Origin of the sequence: Streptomyces sp. NPDC093598, assembly GCF_044764825.1 — a bacterium.
Classification (GTDB): Bacteria; Actinomycetota; Actinomycetes; order Streptomycetales; family Streptomycetaceae; genus Streptomyces.
On record NZ_JBIWIV010000002.1, the window covers coordinates 778,577 to 795,428 of the forward strand.

19 protein-coding genes and 1 tRNA gene are annotated in these 16,852 nt (G+C 72.7%); 6 read left to right on the forward strand and 14 right to left on the reverse strand.

The features are described 5' to 3' along the window. Positions 1-30 precede the first annotated feature (30 nt). Genes ACIRDU_RS09535 through ACIRDU_RS09550 form a run of 4 tightly spaced genes read right to left on the reverse strand, consistent with a single transcriptional unit; the run spans position 31 to position 1,807 of the window. Entirely contained in the window at positions 31-678 is a 648-nt protein-coding gene (locus tag ACIRDU_RS09535) for an endonuclease (RefSeq protein ID WP_403576455.1), read from the reverse strand. A 3-nt stretch (positions 679-681) separates the two neighbouring features. Beyond that, the gene (locus ACIRDU_RS09540) at positions 682-1,026 is read right to left on the reverse strand and encodes a DUF3140 domain-containing protein (protein ID WP_403576457.1); all 345 of its coding nucleotides are present in this window, start codon (positions 1,024-1,026) and stop codon (positions 682-684) included. 50 nt (positions 1,027-1,076) lie between these two features. Next, complete coding sequence (locus tag ACIRDU_RS09545; RefSeq protein WP_403576459.1) at positions 1,077-1,553, reverse strand: Dps family protein; 477 nt, start codon at positions 1,551-1,553, stop codon at positions 1,077-1,079. Next, entirely contained in the window at positions 1,550-1,807 is a 258-nt protein-coding gene (locus tag ACIRDU_RS09550) for a WhiB family transcriptional regulator (RefSeq protein WP_403576461.1), read from the reverse strand. The genes ACIRDU_RS09545 and ACIRDU_RS09550 overlap by 4 nt, the downstream gene beginning before the upstream one ends. Positions 1,808-1,979: 172 nt before the next feature. Between ACIRDU_RS09550 and ACIRDU_RS09555 the strand changes: the two genes are divergently transcribed. Together ACIRDU_RS09555 and ACIRDU_RS09560 are read left to right on the forward strand one after the other, a co-directional pair. Continuing rightward, positions 1,980-3,167, forward strand: a complete 1,188-nt coding sequence (locus ACIRDU_RS09555) for a thiolase family protein (RefSeq protein ID WP_403576463.1) — start codon at positions 1,980-1,982, stop codon at positions 3,165-3,167. Between the two features lie 253 nt (positions 3,168-3,420). Further along, entirely contained in the window at positions 3,421-4,194 is a 774-nt protein-coding gene (locus tag ACIRDU_RS09560; protein WP_403576465.1) for a sulfite exporter TauE/SafE family protein, read from the forward strand. On the opposite strand, the gene ACIRDU_RS09565 is transcribed toward ACIRDU_RS09560, so the two are convergent. Further along, entirely contained in the window at positions 4,180-4,980 is an 801-nt protein-coding gene (locus ACIRDU_RS09565) for an HAD-IIA family hydrolase (protein WP_403576467.1), read from the reverse strand. The two genes, ACIRDU_RS09560 and ACIRDU_RS09565, sit on opposite strands and share 15 nt — an antisense overlap. A gap of 86 nt (positions 4,981-5,066) precedes the next feature. Between ACIRDU_RS09565 and ACIRDU_RS09570 the strand changes: the two genes are divergently transcribed. Next, complete coding sequence (locus tag ACIRDU_RS09570) at positions 5,067-5,807, forward strand: cobalt-precorrin-6A reductase (RefSeq protein ID WP_403576469.1); 741 nt, start codon at positions 5,067-5,069, stop codon at positions 5,805-5,807. Between the two features lie 5 nt (positions 5,808-5,812). Here ACIRDU_RS09570 and ACIRDU_RS09575 read toward each other — a convergent pair whose 3' ends face one another. From ACIRDU_RS09575 to ACIRDU_RS09585, 3 genes are all read right to left on the reverse strand, one after another. Further along, positions 5,813-5,992 carry a hypothetical protein gene (locus ACIRDU_RS09575; protein ID WP_403576471.1) on the reverse strand — a complete coding sequence of 60 codons (180 nt, stop codon included), beginning with the start codon at positions 5,990-5,992 and terminating at the stop codon, positions 5,813-5,815. 46 nt (positions 5,993-6,038) lie between these two features. Beyond that, entirely contained in the window at positions 6,039-6,809 is a 771-nt protein-coding gene (cobF, locus tag ACIRDU_RS09580; RefSeq protein WP_403576473.1) for a precorrin-6A synthase (deacetylating), read from the reverse strand. 93 nt (positions 6,810-6,902) lie between these two features. Further along, positions 6,903-7,442: a DUF309 domain-containing protein gene (locus ACIRDU_RS09585; protein WP_403576475.1), complete on the reverse strand. Its 540-nt coding sequence runs from the start codon at positions 7,440-7,442 to the stop codon at positions 6,903-6,905. A gap of 98 nt (positions 7,443-7,540) precedes the next feature. Between ACIRDU_RS09585 and ACIRDU_RS09590 the strand changes: the two genes are divergently transcribed. The 3 genes from ACIRDU_RS09590 (at position 7,541) to ACIRDU_RS09600 (ending at position 9,607) form a co-directional block, all read left to right on the forward strand. Next, a tRNA-Pro gene (locus ACIRDU_RS09590) sits at positions 7,541-7,614 on the forward strand. Positions 7,615-7,751: 137 nt separating this feature from the next. Next, positions 7,752-8,735 carry an aldo/keto reductase gene (locus ACIRDU_RS09595; RefSeq protein ID WP_403576477.1) on the forward strand — a complete coding sequence of 328 codons (984 nt, stop codon included), beginning with the start codon at positions 7,752-7,754 and terminating at the stop codon, positions 8,733-8,735. Positions 8,736-8,791: 56 nt separating this feature from the next. After that, positions 8,792-9,607, forward strand: coding sequence for a DUF427 domain-containing protein (locus ACIRDU_RS09600; RefSeq protein WP_403576479.1), 816 nt, complete (start codon positions 8,792-8,794; stop codon positions 9,605-9,607). Between the two features lie 9 nt (positions 9,608-9,616). On the opposite strand, the gene ACIRDU_RS09605 is transcribed toward ACIRDU_RS09600, so the two are convergent. Genes ACIRDU_RS09605 through iolC form a run of 6 tightly spaced genes read right to left on the reverse strand, consistent with a single transcriptional unit; the run spans position 9,617 to position 16,623 of the window. After that, complete coding sequence (locus tag ACIRDU_RS09605; RefSeq protein WP_403576481.1) at positions 9,617-10,402, reverse strand: GntR family transcriptional regulator; 786 nt, start codon at positions 10,400-10,402, stop codon at positions 9,617-9,619. Positions 10,403-10,423: 21 nt separating this feature from the next. After that, a complete protein-coding gene (locus ACIRDU_RS09610) occupies positions 10,424-11,917 on the reverse strand; it encodes a CoA-acylating methylmalonate-semialdehyde dehydrogenase (RefSeq protein ID WP_403577354.1) in 1,494 nt (497 codons plus the stop codon). Between the two features lie 49 nt (positions 11,918-11,966). After that, on the reverse strand, positions 11,967-13,850 hold the full coding sequence (iolD, locus tag ACIRDU_RS09615) for a 3D-(3,5/4)-trihydroxycyclohexane-1,2-dione acylhydrolase (decyclizing) (protein WP_403576483.1): 1,884 nt from the start codon (positions 13,848-13,850) through the stop codon (positions 11,967-11,969). Beyond that, the gene (iolB, locus tag ACIRDU_RS09620; protein ID WP_403576485.1) at positions 13,847-14,740 is read right to left on the reverse strand and encodes a 5-deoxy-glucuronate isomerase; all 894 of its coding nucleotides are present in this window, start codon (positions 14,738-14,740) and stop codon (positions 13,847-13,849) included. The genes iolD and iolB overlap by 4 nt, the downstream gene beginning before the upstream one ends. Positions 14,741-14,753: 13 nt before the next feature. Continuing rightward, positions 14,754-15,632 (reverse strand): deoxyribose-phosphate aldolase, encoded by an 879-nt coding sequence (locus tag ACIRDU_RS09625; RefSeq protein ID WP_403576487.1) that lies wholly within the window; start codon positions 15,630-15,632, stop codon positions 14,754-14,756. 13 nt (positions 15,633-15,645) lie between these two features. After that, positions 15,646-16,623, reverse strand: coding sequence for a 5-dehydro-2-deoxygluconokinase (iolC, locus tag ACIRDU_RS09630; RefSeq protein WP_403576489.1), 978 nt, complete (start codon positions 16,621-16,623; stop codon positions 15,646-15,648). Between the last annotated feature and the right edge of the window lie 229 nt (positions 16,624-16,852).

Here is a 16,852-nt window from a genome sequence, read left to right on the forward strand (position 1 = left end):
GCCGAACGGAGGCCGCCGGAAGCCCGCCGCTCATCCGGCACGCCGCAGCGTGTCCTCCACGACCTCTTTGCCCACCGCCGCCCGCACCAGAGCGGCGGCGAGGACGGCCGGGTCGGTGTCCCCGGCCAGTTCGGTGAGGCGCTCGGGGTCCTGCGGCAGGTTCAGCCGCTCGGCGCCCTGGAGGGCCTTGGCGTCCAGGTAGGGGGCCGCCTCCGGCCAGACGCCCTGCGCCTCGCGCAGGAAGATGCCGGCTCCGGCAGGCCCCATCCCGGGAAACTCCTGGAGGAGGCGGTGCAGTTCGGAGACCTTGCCGTCCGCCTCCTGGCGCAGCCGCCGCAGATCCCCGCCCCACCGCTCCGTCAGCAGCTCGGCCCCGTCGCCGAGCTGGGTGGCCGTGCGTTCGTCGTAGCGCCGGTAGCCGCCCCGGCCCAGGGCGTCGACCCGCTGCTGCCAGGTGGCCTCCGCCATGCGGCGCGGATCGCGCAGCCCCGCCTCGTGCAGGGCGCGGGCGGTGGCCAGCGCGATCGAGCCGCGGATGCGGGCACTGAGCAGATGGGACAGCACCAGCAGCCGGTACAGCGGTTGCGGGGTGCCCTTCAGTCCGATGCCCGCCTCCTCGGCGTACGTCCGGCCGTGCGCGCCGATGAGTTCCCGTACGACGCGCTCCTGGCGGCCCACGGCCTATCCCTTCAGCGGGTCGTGCCCGACCGTCATCAGCCGGTGCCGGCGACGGGTGTCCTCGGCCGTCACCTCCGGCTCGGGCTCGTTCTCCAGGTCCACCTGGCCGGTGACCGTGTCCACGACCTTCCGCATCACGCGCAGGTCGTCCTCGGTCAGGTCGGTGCGCCGCTTCTGGAGGATGGCCAGGACGTGCTGCCCGGTGGCGGAACCCGCCTGGTCCGGCAGCGGCTCGCTGGCCTCGTCGGCGTCGCGGACCCGCAGCCAGGCCGCGAGTTCCTGCGAGGTCATGTTCACCACGCGGTGGAAGTCCTCCCACAGCGCGTCGAGTTCGAGGGCGTCGGTCATCGTCTGCCCCTTCCGTCCGTACGTCGGATGCTCTGTGCCGTCCCCCGGTATCAGCGCGGGAAGTTCTCGGCGTCGAACATCCACCGCTGCTTCTCCAGCTCCGCGGTGATGCCGATCAGCAGGTCCTGGGTGACCGGGTCCGCCTTCTCGGTCGCGTCGATGCGCTCGCGCAGCCGGGCCACCGCTTCCTGCAGCGCGTCCACCATCACCTGCACGGCGTCCGAGTCGCGCACCCAGCCTTCTTCCGGGGCGGGCAGCGTGAAGGCCTTGGCGACGGTCTCCGGCCGGCCGTCCGGCGGGACACCCAGCGCCGCGGACCGCTCCGCCACGGTGTCGGCGAAGTCCCGCACCGCCGTGACCACCTCGTCGAGCTGGAGGTGGATGGACCGGAACCGCGGACCGACGACGTTCCAGTGCGCCTGCTTCCCGACCAGCGAGAGCCCGAGCAGATCCACCAGGGTGTCCTGGAGTGCCTCGCAGGAGACCTTGCGGGCGTCGTCGGGCAGTGTGCTCCTCACAGCCGTCATAGGGCACTTCTCCTTCTCGCGTCGTTCCTGGTCGTCCGGAGCAGTGCGTCGCGCTCCTCCTCGCCGGTGCCGCCCCACACGCCCGTGGCCTGACCGCTGCCCAGCGCGAAGCTCAGGCACTGATCGGTCACCGGGCAGCGCGCGCAGATCCGCTTCGCGGCGCTCACATCACGCAGGGCGGGGCCGGCGGTGCCGACGGGAAAGAACAACTCGGGGTCCTCGTCCACGCAGGCGGCACTCCGCAACCACTCCATGAACGCGCGGGTGCCCCGGGCGCACTGGTGCAAACGCGACCCATGGGGCCGTTCGGCCTGCGATCCGACCTGTGGGGAACCCCGGAGGCGCAGAATCTTCACAGACGGCGGGGCAAGGGTCTATAGTCCGAAACTAGCAGTGCTAATTAATGCGCGGTGTGAGGAGCCTCTCGTGCGTCCCGTCCACTTCGCGGCCGCCCGCCGCACCCCCATCGGCAAGCTGCGGGGAGCGCTCTCCTCGATTCGGCCGGACGACCTCGCCGCGACCGTCGTCCGCGCCCTGGTCACCGGCGTGCCCGCGCTGGACCCGGCCCGGATCGACGACGTCTACTGGGGCGCCGCCAACCAGGCCGGCGAGGACAACCGCAACGTCGCCCGCATGGCCGCGCTGCTCGCCGGCCTCCCCGACTCCGTGCCCGGCGCCACCGTCAACCGCCTCTGCGCCTCGGGCCTGGAGGCCGTGACGACCGCCGCCCGCACCATCGCCGCCGGTGAGGCCGACATCCTGATCGCGGGCGGCTCCGAGTCGATGAGCCGCGCCCCCTTCGTCCTGCCCCGCCCCGACGAGGCACTGCCGCACCGCATGGAGACCGCCGACACCCGCCTCGGCTGGCGCCTGGTCAACCCGGCCATGCGCGAACTGCACGGCCTGCTGGCCATGGGCGAGACGGCCGAGGAGGTCGCCGAGCGGTACGGCATCCCGCGCGAACGGCAGGACGACTTCGCCCTGCGCAGCCACCGACGCGCCGCCCTGGCCCGCAAGAACGGCCACTTCGACGACGAACTGCTGCCCGTGGAGCGCCCCGACGGTGTGGTCGTCGACAGCGACGAATGCGTCCGCGAGGACACCTCGTTCGAGAAGCTGTCCCGGCTGAAGCCGGTCTTCCGCGACGGCGGCACGGTCACCGCGGGCAACGCCTCGCCGATGAACGACGGCGCCGCCGGCCTCCTCCTCGTCAGCGAGGAGGCCCTGAACGACCTGGGCCTGGAGTCCCTGGGCCGCTACGTCGCCGGCGCCTCCGCCGGTGTCCACCCCGACGTCATGGGCATCGGCCCCGTCCCCGCCACCCGCAAGGTGCTGACCCGCGCCGGCTGGAGCGTCGGCGACCTGGAGGAGGCCGAGTTCAACGAGGCCTTCGCCGCCCAGGCACTGGCCTGCGTGGACCAGCTCGGCATCGACCCCGACCTTGTCAACCCCAGCGGCGGCGCCATCGCGCTGGGCCACCCCCTCGGCTGCTCCGGCGCCCGCATCCTGACGACGCTGCTTCACCGGATGCGGCGCACGGGAGCGGGGCGGGGGCTCGCCACGATGTGCGTCGGGGTGGGACAGGGGAGCGCGGTCCTCGTGGAACGGGCCTAGGGGGTGTCCGCAAAGTCCCGCCTGCCCCTCGACGCCCGGCACGCACTCTCGCCGCACCGGGCGAACACCCAAGTACAACCAGTACGCGGGTGCCCGCCCGGCACGCCGAGAGCACGCACCGAACGCCGCGGGGCCCGCCCTCCGGGCGAACGACGCGACTTTGCGGACACCCCCTAGCGGCACCCGTTCCGGGGCCCATCAGGCGAGACAGCGCTGACGAGCACTGTTCGTTGCACTTAGCATCAGTGTTCGCATGAACACCATGACGCTCTGGCACATCACCGGCTGGGAGTTCGCCGCCCTCGCCTTCGCGGCCCTGCTCGTCGGCTTCTCGAAGACCGCCGTGAGCGGGGCCAACACGGTCAGCCTCGCCGTCTTCGCGGCGGTGCTGCCCGCCCGCGCCTCCACCGGGGTGCTGCTGCCGATCCTGATCGCCGGAGACCTCCTGGCCGTCGCCACCTACCGGCGGCACGCCCACTGGCCCACGCTGTGGCGGCTGTTCCCGGCGGTCGCCGCGGGTGTCGTCGTCGGGACGGTGTTCCTGATCTGGGCGGACGACGCGATCGTACGGACCTCGATCGGCGCGATCCTGCTGCTGATGGCGGGCGTGACGGTGTGGCGCCGGCGTACGGCCGACACGGAGGAGGATCCGGAGTCGGTCACCACCCCGTCGGGCCGTCTCAAGGCCCGCTCCTACGGCGTCCTCGGCGGCTTCACCACCATGGTCGCCAACGCGGGCGGCCCCGTGATGTCGATGTACCTGCTGTCCGCGGGCTTCCGCAAGCTCGGCTTCCTCGGCACCTCGGCCTTCTTCTTCCTCATCGTCAACGTCTCCAAGCTGCCCTTCAGCGCCGGCCTCGGCCTGATCGACGGCCGCTCGCTGCTCCTCGACCTGGCGCTCGTGGTGTTCGTCGTGCCCGGCGCTCTCTTCGGCAAGTGGGCCGTGCACAGGATCAACCAGCGGCTGTTCGAGCAGCTCGTCATCGCGGCGACCGTCGTGGGCGGTCTGCAACTACTGCTGCGCTGACTCCCGCAGCAGCGCCGGAAGGTCCGCGAAGGAGTCGATCACGTGGTCCGGCGTGCCGTCGGCGGCCCGCAGCGTCTCCGGCTGGAACTTCCCGGTCCGCACGAGCACCCCGGTGACCCCGGCGCGCTGCGCCGCCAGCACATCGGACTCGACGTCGTCCCCGACCATCACCGCCTCCTGCGCGCCGACGCCCAGCCGGGCGAGCGCCGACTCGAAGAACGCCCGCGCCGGTTTGCCGGTGATCTCGGCCTCCACCCGCGCGGCCCGCTCCAGCCCGGCAAGGAACGCCCCGGAGTCCAGCCGCAGTCCCTCGGCCGTGCGCCAGTACAGGTTGCGGTGCATCGCCACCAGCCGGGCCCCGCGCTGCAGATGCCCGAAGGCCCGGTCGAGCGCCGCGTAGCCGAACTCGGGACCGGCCCCGCCGATGAGGACGACATCCGGCAGGGTCCCGGTGTCGCCCGCCCCGACGACGGTGACACCGTCGAGGTCCTCCGCGATGTCGCCGCTGTTCAGCAGCGCGCACCGGGCGCCGGGACAGTGCTCGGCGAGGTACGCGGCGGTGGCGGCGGGCGCGGTCAGAATGTCCCCGGCGGACACCGGGAACCCCGCGTCCGCCAGCGTCCCCGCGATCGACGCCCGGGTGCGGGACGTCGTGTTGGTGACCAGCAGGACGGCGAGCCCGGCCTCCCGGACCTCCCGCAACGCCTCGACGGCCCCGGGCAACGGCCGCCACGACACGGTGAGCACCCCGTCGATGTCCACGAGCACGGCACGCACGGACTCCATGCCAGGACGATAGCCACCCGGAGCCGCGTCCGCCGGTCGGCACCCGTCCCGTCACCGGCCGGACCGGACCTCGTACGCTCGACGCCGTGTCCTCTCACGTCCTGATCCTCGGCGGCACGTCCGAGGCCCGCGCCCTGGCCACCGCGCTGGCCGCACGCCCCGGCATCCGCGTCACGACCTCCCTCGCGGGGCGGGTGGCCGAGCCGGGGGCGCTCGACGGGGAGGTGCGCGTCGGGGGCTTCGGCGGGGCCGGGGGACTGGCCGGGTGGCTGCGGGAGGAGGGCGTGGACGCGCTGGTCGACGCCACGCATCCCTTCGCCGAGTCGATCACGGCCAACGCGGCCCGCGCCGCGATCGAGACCGGCGTGCCCGCGGTGGTGCTCCGCCGCCCCGGGTGGCGGCCCGGCCCGGGGGACCACTGGCACCCGGTCACCTCACTGGACGCGGCCGCCGAGCTGCTTCCGCGTCTCGGCCGCCGGGTGTTCCTCACCACCGGCCGCCTCGGCCTGGCCTCGTTCGCCCGTCTGACGGGGATCCACTTCGTCGTACGGTCGGTGGATCCCCCCGAGCCGCCGATGCCGCCCGACACTCATGTGCTGCTCGCGCGCGGCCCGTTCACCGTCCCCGGCGAGACGGCCCTGCTGCGTGAGCACCGCGTCGACGTCCTGGTGACCAAGGACAGCGGGGGAGCGGCGACGGTGGCCAAGCTGACAGCGGCCCGGGACCTCGGGCTGCCGGTCGTGGTCGTACAGCGGCCACCGCTGCCGGACGGTGTGACGGCCGTACCCGATGTGAAGGGCGTGCTGGAACGGCTGGTAATCGGGTAGGGCGCTCACACCGAGGCGGCCGTGAGGGACTTGCCCTGACTGCGCGGCGGTCCATGGCCCAGGTCCTCCACCAGCAGCCGTTTCGCGATCGCGTCGACCGCGACGCGCAGGTCGCTGTCCTGGGGGCGGCCGATGTCCTGCCCCAGCCGCTCCTCCAGCCAGGCGGCCCAGGCCCGGGTGCGCATGCCAGAACGTCCGTACGGGTGCCCGGTGATGTGCCCGTCGGCCACGTCAGTCGCGCGGGTGCCGGCGCAGCAGATACGTGTCCATGATCCAGCCCTTGCGCTCGCGGGCCTCGGACCGCAGCCGCTCGATGCGGGGGGCGGCCTCGGCGATCGGGCCGGAGACGAGGATCTCGTCCGGGGTGCCGATGTAGGCGCCCCAGTAGATGTCGACGTCCTCCTGCGCGTACCGCCGGAAGGTCTGGTGGGCGTCGAGCATCACCACCACGTCGTCCACGCCCTCCGGGAAGCCCTCCGCCAGCCGCCGGCCGGTGGTGATCTGCACGGGCCGGGCGACGCGGTTGAGGCCCGTGCGGTGCCGGGCGACGAGCGCCGAGACGCTGCTGATGCCGGGCACGACGTCGTACTCGAACGCGACGGCGCCCCGCTCGAGCACCTCCTCCAGGATCCCCAGCGTGCTGTCGTACAGCGACGGGTCGCCCCACACCAGGAACGCGCCGGTCTGCTCCTCGCCGAGCTCCTCGGCGATCAGCCGCTCGTAGATGTCGGCACGGGCGCTGCGCCAGTCCCCGACGGCCGGGGAGTAGGCCGCGCCGCCGGCCCTCCGGTCCCGCTCCGGGTCGCGGGCCTCGACGACGCGGTACGTCCCCCGCGGCACGTGCGCGTCGAGCATGTCCCGGCGCAGCCCGGTGAGGTCCGCCTTCACCTCGCCCTTCTCCAGGATGAAGAACACGTCCGTGCCCCGCAGCGCCTTGACCGCCTGGAGGGTGAGCTGGTCGGGGTCGCCCGCGCCGATACCGATGACATGAATCTTTCGCACGCCCCGAGTGTGCCGCACCGGGGTCGGGGCGGGTACACCGAGGTCGGATCGCCGGTGCCCGGAGCGTGACCGGGAATCTCCCGTTGCCGCAGCTCAGCGCCCGGCTGCCGCGCCCCGCAGCCGAGGCGCCCGCGCCGCCGCGTCCACGGCCCGGCCGTTCTGCTCCACGTCTGCGGCCAGCTCCCGCGCCCACGCCGTCACGCTCTCGACGTCGACCCCGTGCGGCAGCGCCTGCCCGGAGCCGGCCAGCCAGGCCTCGGCCGCGCCCGCCCCCCGACGCAGGAGCCGGGCCCCGCCGGTCGGATTGCCGCGGGCGGCGTGCGTGAGCCCCACGGCGAGCTGGGCGAGGCCGCGCCACAGCTCGCGCTCCTCGTCGGGCCCCGACTTCCACGCGTCCTCGAAGACCTCGTGCGCGTGGAACGGTTTCCCCTCGTCCAGCAGCCGCTGTGCCTCGGTGACGGTCTCCTCCGGGGTGCGGACGACGCCCTCGGGCTGCCGGGCCACGCCGTCGGTGCCGTACGGCAGGGGCCGTCCGAGACCGTCCCGGGGCCGGGCGCTGCGCGCCCGCCCCTCACTGTCGCGGTCCCGTGCGCCGACCGCCCGGCCCGGCTGAGTCTCTCCAGTGCTGCCCATACGCCGATTGTCCCGCCCGGCCCGCTTTCGGCGCGGCCAGGGGTGTGGGGTAAAGTGCTGTTCGCGCGATCACGCGGCTCACCGCGGGTGGCGCGCACCGGGACGTGGCGCAGCTTGGTAGCGCACTTGACTGGGGGTCAAGGGGTCGCAGGTTCAAATCCTGTCGTCCCGACGGTGCGAAGGGTCCCGCAGGCCGAAGCCTGCGGGACCCTTTTCGTTGCGTGTACGCCCTTGACCTCGAGAGCACTCCAAGCTGAAGACTCCCCGACGTACCCCGAACCCCGGGGGCCGCCGGAGGGAGCGACAGGCATGAAGTACCGTACGATCGGCACGGACCCCACGACCCGCCGCGAGGTGAGCGTCCTCGCGCTCGGCGCGATGCTGTTCGGCTCGGTGACGGACGAGGCGACGTCCTTCGCCCTGCTCGACCGCTACGTCGAAGCCGGCGGGAACTTCATCGACACCTCCGACAACTACGCCTTCTGGGCCGACGGCGGCCAGGGCGGCCAGAGCGAGGAGCTCCTCGGCCGCTGGCGGCGCAGCCGCGGCATCGGCGACGAGGTCGTCATCGCGACCAAGCTCGGCGCCCGCCCCCTGGCCCCCGGCACCAGCTACGTCGACAACCCCGAGGGCCTGTCCGCGAAGGTGGTCCGCGAGTCCGCCGAACGCAGCCGGGAACGGCTCGGCCTGGCGAAACTGGATCTGCTGTACGCGCACATCGAGGACCACACCGTCCCGGTCCAGGAGACTGTCGAGGCCTTCGCCGCCCTGGTGGCCGAGGGCACCGTCGGACTGCTCGGCGTGAGCAACCACGCCGTCTGGCGGGTCGAGCGGGCCCGGGCCCTCGCCGCCGCTGCCGGACTGCCCGGCTACGAGGTCCTCCAGTACGCGCACACCCATCTGCGCCCCCGCACCGACGTCCCCGACGCCCTGTTCCGGGACGGCAGCCTCGGCCACGCCGGCCCCGACCTGCTCGGCTACCTGAGGGCCGAGCCCGGCCTGACCCTGGTCGCGTACTCCCCGCTGCTGAAGGGCGCCTACACCCGCCCGGAGCGGCTGCCCGCCGACTTCGACCACCCCGGCACCCCGGCCAGGCTGGCGGCACTGCGGGGCGTGGCCCGGGAGACCGGCGCGACCGTCAACCAGGTCGTGCTCGCCTGGCAGATCGGCGGCGAACTGCCCGTCCTGCCGCTGGCCGGGGTCTCCTCGGTGGCCCAGCTGGAGGAGAACCTGGCGGCGGTGGACCTGGAACTGACCCCGGAGCAGCGCGCCCGCCTGGACACGGCGCACTGAAACCGTGCGACCGTGGAGGGGAATCGGCATCCGGACCTCCGGAGGGAGCACCGGCCATGACCACCCACCCGGCCCACCCCGGCGCCCGCTCGATCAGAACCACCCCGGAAGGACTCCTGTGGGAACCCAGCGAGCGCTGGGTGCGCGGCCGCAAGGGCGACGTCACCGTCGTCGACAGCCGGCACCCGGTGCTCGTCTGGGAGCCCCGCCTGCCCGTGCCGCAGTACGCCTTCCCGCGGGAGGACGTCCGCACCGACCTCCTCCGCCCGGCGAAGAGCCCGCCCACCGGCGCCCACACCGGCTCCCGCACCTTCTACGATCTCGACGCCGACGGCGAGGTGCGCGAGAACGCCGCCTGGACGTTCCCCGCCGACGACTTGGCCGGCCACATCGCCTTCGAGTGGTTCCTGCGCGCCGACACGGGCCTCGACCACTGGTACGAGGAGGACGAGGAGATCTTCATCCACCCCCGTGACCCGCACAAACGCGTCGACGCGCTGCCGAGCAGCCGCCACGTGCAGGTCCAGATCGACGGGCAGCTCGTCGCGGACAGCCACGCCCCCGTCCTGCTCTTCGAGACCTCCCTGCCCACGCGGTACTACCTCCCCCGGGAGGACGTCCGCCTCGACCTGTTCGACGCCACCGACCACCACACCGGATGCCCCTACAAGGGCACCGCCGCGTACTGGTCCTGGCGTGGCGAGGGCGATGTACCGCCCAACGTCCTCTGGAGCTACCCCGAGCCGCTGCCCGCCGTGACGGCGATCCGGGGGCGGGTCGCCTTCTTCAACGAGGTCGTGGACATCACGCTGGACGGCGAGCGCCTGGAACGCCCGGACACGCCGTTCAGCCGGATGCTGCGCAGGAGGTGACCGGCCTCCTCACGGCCTGACCAGCAACTGGAAGTCGAAGGTGTAGCGCGAGGCCCGGTAGATGTGGCTGCCGTACTCGACCGGGCGCCCGGTGTCGTCGTAGGCCGTGCGCCGCATGGTGAGAACCGCCGCGCCCGCCTCCTCGTCCAGCCGGACGGCCTCCTCCGCGGTGGCCGAGCGGGCGCCGACGCTCTGCCGGGCGCTGTGCAGGGTGATGCCCGCCGACCGCATCATCCGGTACAGGCCCGTGGACTCCAGGCGGGCGTCGTCGAGGTCCAGCAGCGACGCCGGCAGGTAGTTGCACAGCAGGGCGACCGGTTGGCCGTGCGTGCGGCGCAGCCGTTCCAGGGCGATGATCTCGCTGCCCTCGGCGACACCGAGGGCAGCTGCCACCTCGCAGGAGGCCGGGACGACCTCGTTGCGTACGACCTCGGTGGCCGGAGCCTGCCCGGCCGCCTCCAGGTCGTCGTAGAGGCTGCTCAGTTCCAGGGGGCGCCTGACCTGGCTGTGCACCACCTGCGTGCCCACCCCGCGCCGCCGTACCAGCAGGCCCTTGTCGACGAGGGACTGGATGGCCTGGCGGACGGTGGGGCGGGACAGGCCGAGGCGCACGGACAGGTCGACCTCGTTGCCCAGGAGGTTCCCCGGGGCGAGGAGCCCGTGCCCGATCGCCGCCTCAAGCTGCTGCGCGAGCTGGTGGTAGAGCGGCACGGGACTGCCCCGGTCCAGGGCGAAGTCCAGCGAGCCGAGCGCCGAAGCGGCCGTGGTGCGGGCCCGGTCACCGGTCTTGGCCATGGATGAACCCCCCTCCGCGTGTCAGGAGTTGCTCGGGAAACCGAGGTTGATGCCCCCGTCGGACGGGTCCGGCCAGCGGGTGGTGACGACCTTGCCCTGGGTGTAGAAGGCGATGCCGTCGTTGCCGTAGATGTGCAGGTCGCCGAAGAGGGAGTCCTTCCAGCCGCCGAAGGAGTGGTAGCCGACGGGGACCGGGATCGGCACGTTGACGCCGACCATGCCCGCCTTGACCTCCAGCTGGAAGCGGCGGGCGGCGCCGCCGTCCCGGGTGAAGATCGCGGTGCCGTTGCCCCAGCGGGAGGAGTTGATCAGCTGGATGGCCTCCTCGTACGTCTGCGCCCGTACGACCGCCAGCACCGGGCCGAAGATCTCGTCCCGGTAGGCGTCCGCCGTCAGCGGCACCCGGTCCAGCAGGGAGACGCCGAGGAAGAAGCCGTTCTCGTGGCCGTCCACCGAGAAGCCCGTGCCGTCCACGACGACCTCTGCGCCCTGCTCGGCGGCCGACGCCACGTACGACGCCACCTTGTCGCGGTGCTCGCGGGTGATCAGCGGGCCCATCTCGGACGTCGGGTCGTTGCCGGGCCCGATCCGCAGGTTCTTCGCACGCTCGGCGATCTTGCCGACCAGTTCGTCACCGATGTCACCGACGGCCACGACCACCGACACGGCCATGCAGCGCTCGCCCGCCGAGCCGTACGCGGCGTTGATCGCCTGGTCGGCGGCGAGCTCCAGGTCGGCGTCGGGCAGCACCAGCATGTGGTTCTTGGCGCCGCCCAGGGCCTGCACCCGCTTGCCGTGCTCGACGGCCTTCAGCTGGATGTACTTGGCGATCGGCGTCGAGCCGACGAAGGACACCGCCTCGACGTCCGGGTGCTCCAGGAGGCGGTCCACGGCCGTCTTGTCGCCCTGCACGATGTTCAGGACGCCCTCCGGCAGACCGGCCTCGGTGGCCAGTTCGGCGAGCTTGAGGGACGCCGACGGGTCCTTCTCGCTGGGCTTCAGCACGAACGTGTTGCCGCAGGCGATGGCCAGCGGGAACATCCACATCGGCACCATCGCCGGGAAGTTGAACGGCGTGATGCCCGCGACCACGCCCAGCGGCTGGCGGATCGAGGCGACGTCGACCCGGTTGGACACCTGGGTGGACAGTTCGCCCTTGAGCTGGACGGAGATCCCGCAGGCGAGCTCCGCGATCTCCATACCGCGCGCGACCTCGCCGAGGGCGTCGGAGTGCACCTTGCCGTGCTCGGCGGTGATCAGCTCGGCGATCTCGTCACGATGGGCGTCCAGCAGCTCGCGGTACTTGAACAGGATCGCCGTGCGCTTGGCCAGGGAGGACTGGCCCCAGCTCTCGAAGGCGGTCCTCGCGGAGGCGACCGCGGCGTCCACCTCGTCGACCGTCGCGAACGCGACCTGCTTCTCCTGGGCGCCGGTCGCCGGGTCGTAGACGGGGCCGAACCGGCCGGAGGTGCCCTCGACGGGCTTGCCGTCGATCCAGTGGGTGATGGTCTTCATGGTGCGCAAGGGCCTTTCGTGGAGCCTGGGTTCGAGAGCAGCGGGAGGGTCAGAGGTGGCGGCGGCGTCCGGCCACCTGGCGGTCGTAGCGCTCGCGGGCCTCGACGGCCGCCTCACGGGAGGCGGTCTCGGCCACCGGCACGTCCCACCAGGCCTCGGCCGGTGGAGCGGTCGGGGCCGGGTCGGTCTCGACGTAGACGCACGTCGGCCGGTCGGAGGCGCGGGCCGCGGCCAGGGCATCGCGCAGCTCGCGCACGGTCTTGGCGCGCAGCACGTCCATGCCGAGGCTGGCCGCGTTGGCGGCGAGGTCGACGGGGAGCGGGGCGCCGGTGAAGGTGCCGTCGGCGGCCCGGAAGCGGTAGGCGGTGCCGAACCGTTCACCGCCGGTCTCCTCGGACAGTCCGCCGATGGAGGCGTAGCCGTGGTTCTGGAGGAGGACGATGTTGACCGGCAGGCCCTCCTGGACGGCGGTGACGATCTCCGTCGGCATCATCAGGTAGGTGCCGTCGCCGACCAGCGCCCACACCGGGGTGCCCGGGGCGGCCTGCTGGACGCCGATGCCGGCCGGGATCTCGTAGCCCATGCAGGAGTAGCCGTACTCCAGGTGGTACTGGCGCGGGCTGCGCGAGCGCCACAGCTTGTGCAGGTCGCCGGGGAGCGAGCCGGCCGCGTTGATGACCACGTCGTCGTCACCGACGGCCGCGTCCAGCGCGCCGAGCACCTGGGTCTGGGTCGGGACCGCGTTCTCGTCGTCGGCCCGGTAGGCGGCCTCGACGACCTCGTCCCAGCGCTCCGTGCCGGCGCGGTACTCGGCCTCGTACGCCTCCGCCACGCGGTGCCCGGCCAGCCCCTCGGCCAGCTTCTCCAGACCGGACCGCGCGTCGCACACCAGCGTCCGCGCGGCCAGCTTGTGCGCGTCGAAGCCGGTGATGTTGAGGTTGAGGAACCGCACGTCCGGGTTCTGGAAGAGCGTGCCGGAGGCGGTGGTGAAGTCCGTGTAGCGGGTGCCGACACCGATCACCAGGTCGGCGGTGCGGGCGAGTTCGTCGCTGACGGCCGTGCCGGTGTGGCCGATGCCGCCGAGGTCGGCGGGGTGGTCGTGGCGCAGTGAGCCCTTGCCGGCCTGGGTGGAGGCGACCGGGATGCCGGTGGCCTCCACGAAGGCCCTGAGGGCCTCCTCGGCCTCGCTGTGGTGGACGCCGCCGCCCGCCACGATCAGCGGGCGTTCCGCCGCCCGGATCGCCTCGACCGCGGCGGTCAGTTCCACCGGGTCCGGCGCGGGACGCCGTACGTACCAGACGCGCTCGGCGAAGAATTCCTCCGGCCAGTCGTACGCCTCCGCCTGCACGTCCTGCGGCAGGGCCAGGGTGACGGCGCCGGTCTCGGCCGGGTCGGCCAGCACCCGCATCGCCTGGAGTGCCGAGGGGATCAGCGCCTCGGGCCGGGTGATCCGGTCGAAGTAGCGCGACACCGGGCGCAGGCTGTCGTTGACCGACACATCGGCCTCGACGGGGTGTTCCAGCTGCTGGAGCAGCGGGTCGGGGGCGTGCGAGGCGAAGTAGTCGCCGGGCAGGAGCAGCACCGGCAGCCGGTTGATCGTCGCCAGGGCCGCGCCGGTGACCAGGTTGGTGGCGCCCGGGCCGATGGAGGTCGTCACCGCCTGGGCGGAGAGGCGGTTGAGCTGGCGGGCGTAGCCGACGGCCGCGTGCACCATGGACTGCTCGTTGCGGCCCTGGTGGAACGGCATGACGGCGCCTGGCCCGATGCCTGCCTCCATCAGCGCCTGGCCGACCCCGGCGACGTTGCCATGGCCGAAGATGCCCCAGGTCCCGGCGATCAGCCGGCGGCGCTCGCCGTCCCGCTCGGTGTACTGGGCGGACAGGAACCGCACCAGGGCCTGGGCGGTCGTCAGTCGGCGGGTGGGGGCGCTCATGCGGAGGTCTCCGGGGCGGTGTAGAGGGGGAGCCGGGGGTCGACCGGCTGGTCCGGCCAGGTGTCGCGGACCCAGGCGTGGTCGGGGTGGTCGCAGATCAGCCAGGCGCGCTCGGCCTCCGGGCCCGCCATGACGTTGAGGTAGTACATGTGGTGGCCGGGCGTGGCCATGGACGGTCCGTGCCAGCCGTCCGGGATCAGGACGACGTCGCCGTCGCGTACCTCGGCGAGGACGTCGGTGTCCCGGCCGGGGCCGGAGGGGGAGACGCGCTGGTAGCCGAGTCCGGGGACGCCGTCGTGGCCGGCGAACTCGAAGTAGTAGATCTCCTCCAGCACCGACTCCTCACCCGGCCGGTGCTCGTCGTGCTTGTGCGGCGGGAACGACGACCAGTTGCCGCCCGGGGTGATCACCTCGACCGCGATGAGCTTGTCGCACTCGAAGACCCCGGCCGCGCCGAAGTTGTTGACCTGCCGGGAGCAGTTCCCGGTGCCCCGCAGCTCCACGGGCACCTCGGAGGCCGGGCCGTAGCGGGCGGGCAGCCGGCGGGTGCAGCGCGCGCCGGTCAGCGCGAACCGGCCGCCGCCGGCGGACGTCACGGTGACGCGGGCGTCGCGCGGCGCGTACGCGAAGTCGCTGACGCCGCTGAACACGTCGGCACGGCCCTGGAGTTCGAAGCTGTCCTGGCCGAAGTCGTCCGCCGCGGTCACCGTGCAGCCGCCGCTCAGCGGGACGACGATCCACTCGCTGTCGCCGGTGTCGAAGGAGTGCGCGCCGCCCGGCGGCAGCTCCAGGACCCGCAGGCTGGAGTGGCCCCAGCCGGCCTTCTCGGGCGTGATGTCGACGGTGTAGGGGCCGCCGAGGGCCTTGCCGGCGGGAAGGTGGTACGTCATGGCATCCTCCGGATCACAGCAGACCGACGGCCGTGTCCACGGCCTCTTCCACGCTGCCCCCGGCCGGGTAGAGCAGCGACCTTCCGACGACCATGCCCTGGACGGTGGGCAGCCGCAGGGCCTTGCGCCAGCGTTCGTAGGCGCCCTCCTGGTCCTCGCCGACCTCGCCGCCGAGCAGGACGACCGGCAGGGTGGAGGTCTCCAGGACTTCGGCCATGTCGTCCGGGTCGTCGGTGACGGGCAGCTTCAGCCAGGTGTAGGCGGAGGTGCCGCCCAGGCCCGACGCGATGGCGATGGACCGGGTGACGGCTTCCGCGGACAGGTCGTTGTGGACCTTGCCGTCGATGCGCCGGGAGAGGAACGGTTCGACGAACAGGGGCAGTTGGTGGGCGGCCATGGCGTCGATCGCCCGCGCGGTGGACTCCAGGGTGGTCAGCGAGCCCCGGTCGTCGTGGTCGATGCGGACCAGGAGCTTGCCGGCGTCGAAGCGGAGCCGGGCGATGTCCTCGGCGCGGTGGCCGGTGAAGCGGTCGTCCATCTCGAAGGCGGCGCCGGCGAGGCCCCCGCGGTTCATCGAGCCCATGACCACCTTGTTCTCCAGCACCCCGAGCAGGAGCAGGTCCTCCAGGATGTCGGCGGTGGCGAGCACCCCGTCGACGCCGGGCCGCGACAGCGCGGTGCACAGCCGCTGAAGCAGGTCCGCGCGGTTGGCCATGGCCAGGCGCCGGTCGCCGACCCCGAGGGCGCCGCGCGCCGGGTGGTCGGCGGCCACGATCATCAGGCGACCGCTGTCGCCGAGCAGCGGGCGCCGCGTCCGGCGGGCCGCCGCCTCGGCGACGGCCTCGGGGTTCCGGGCCCTGATCGTGGTGAGGTCGGGAAGGCCGATGTTCAAGGAAGGCTCCGTTTCAATGACTCGTGCTCGGCGACGGCACCCCGGCGAGGAGGTCCTCGACCTCGGACTCGGTGGGCATCGCGGAGGAGCAGGCGAGGCGCGAGGCGACGAGGGCGCCGGCGGCGTTGGCGTGGCGCATGGTCCGCTCCAGGTCCCAGCCGGCGAGCAGACCGTGGCAGAGCGAGCCGCCGAAGGCGTCGCCCGCGCCGAGGCCGTTGACCACCTCGACCGGCACCGGCGGCACCTCGGCCCGGGTGCCGTCGCGGTGCACGGCCAGGACGCCCTTGGGGCCCTGCTTGACGACGGCCAGTTCCACTCCGGCCTCCAGCAGCGCGTCCGCGCAGGCCTGCGGCTCGCGCACGCCGGTGGCGATCTCGCACTCGTCGAGGTTGCCGACCGCGACCGTGGCGTGCCGCAGGGCCTCGCGGTAGTACGGCCGGGCCTCCTCGGGGTCGCGCCAGAACATCGGCCGCCAGTCGAGGTCGAAGACGGTCGTGCCCGACTTGTCGCGGGCCTTGAGGGCGGCGAGCGTGGCGGAGCGGCTGGGCTCCTCGCTCAGGCCGGTGCCGGTGATCCAGAAGATACGGGCTCCGCGGATGGCGAAGAAGTCCAGCTCGTCGGTGTGGATCTCCAGGTCCGGTGCCTTGGGGCGGCGGTAGAAGTACAGCGGGAAGTCGTCCGGAGGGAAGATCTCGCAGAACGTGATCGGCGTCGGATACGCGGCGACCGGGGTGACCCAGCGGTCGTCGACGCCGAAGCCCTTGAGCTCCTCGTGCAGATAGGTGCCGAAGGGGTCGTCGCCGGTGCGCGTGATCACCGCAGTGCGGCGTCCGAGGCGGGCCGCCGCGACCGCCACATTGGCCGCCGAACCTCCCAGGAATTTCCCGAACGTCTCCACCTGGGCCAGGGGGACGCCGGTCTGGAGGGGATACAGGTCGACCCCGATGCGGCCCATCGTGATCACATCGAAATACTGGGCTGGCTCGGCCATGCGCGACCTCCTCGGGAAGCTGGGGATGCGGGTCCCGAGGCGCCCTGACACGGTGGGGGCGTGGAGGGACGGGACCTGCCGCCTCCCAGGTGTAGGTCTCGGAGGGCGGCACTGTCAATAGTTTGTACTTACATTCGGACCTGCTTGTGAAATGATGTCTTAACAAAGTATTGACAGCGGGCGCGGCAGGGACTTGTATCCCGTGCCATCGCAACAGTCGGTTTGCGGC

Bases quoted from the DNA above. Each gene is read 5' to 3' on its own strand.
- ACIRDU_RS09600 (WP_403576479.1), top strand. From the start codon at position 8,792: ATGACCACCCACCCGGCCCACCCCGGCGCCCGCTCGATCAGAACCACC.
- iolD (WP_403576483.1), bottom strand. From the start codon at position 13,850: ATGAGCGCCCCCACCCGCCGACTGACGACCGCCCAGGCCCTGGTGCGG.
- ACIRDU_RS09545 (WP_403576459.1), bottom strand. From the start codon at position 1,553: ATGACGGCTGTGAGGAGCACACTGCCCGACGACGCCCGCAAGGTCTCC.
- ACIRDU_RS09565 (WP_403576467.1), bottom strand. From the start codon at position 4,980: ATGGAGTCCGTGCGTGCCGTGCTCGTGGACATCGACGGGGTGCTCACC.
- ACIRDU_RS09540 (WP_403576457.1), bottom strand. From the start codon at position 1,026: ATGACCGACGCCCTCGAACTCGACGCGCTGTGGGAGGACTTCCACCGC.
- ACIRDU_RS09605 (WP_403576481.1), bottom strand. From the start codon at position 10,402: ATGGCCAAGACCGGTGACCGGGCCCGCACCACGGCCGCTTCGGCGCTC.
- ACIRDU_RS09585 (WP_403576475.1), bottom strand. From the start codon at position 7,442: ATGGGCAGCACTGGAGAGACTCAGCCGGGCCGGGCGGTCGGCGCACGG.
- ACIRDU_RS09560 (WP_403576465.1), top strand. From the start codon at position 3,421: ATGAACACCATGACGCTCTGGCACATCACCGGCTGGGAGTTCGCCGCC.
- ACIRDU_RS09575 (WP_403576471.1), bottom strand. From the start codon at position 5,992: ATGCGCACCCGGGCCTGGGCCGCCTGGCTGGAGGAGCGGCTGGGGCAG.
- ACIRDU_RS09550 (WP_403576461.1), bottom strand. From the start codon at position 1,807: ATGGAGTGGTTGCGGAGTGCCGCCTGCGTGGACGAGGACCCCGAGTTG.
- ACIRDU_RS09610 (WP_403577354.1), bottom strand. From the start codon at position 11,917: ATGAAGACCATCACCCACTGGATCGACGGCAAGCCCGTCGAGGGCACC.
- ACIRDU_RS09595 (WP_403576477.1), top strand. From the start codon at position 7,752: ATGAAGTACCGTACGATCGGCACGGACCCCACGACCCGCCGCGAGGTG.
- iolB (WP_403576485.1), bottom strand. From the start codon at position 14,740: ATGACGTACCACCTTCCCGCCGGCAAGGCCCTCGGCGGCCCCTACACC.
- iolC (WP_403576489.1), bottom strand. From the start codon at position 16,623: ATGGCCGAGCCAGCCCAGTATTTCGATGTGATCACGATGGGCCGCATC.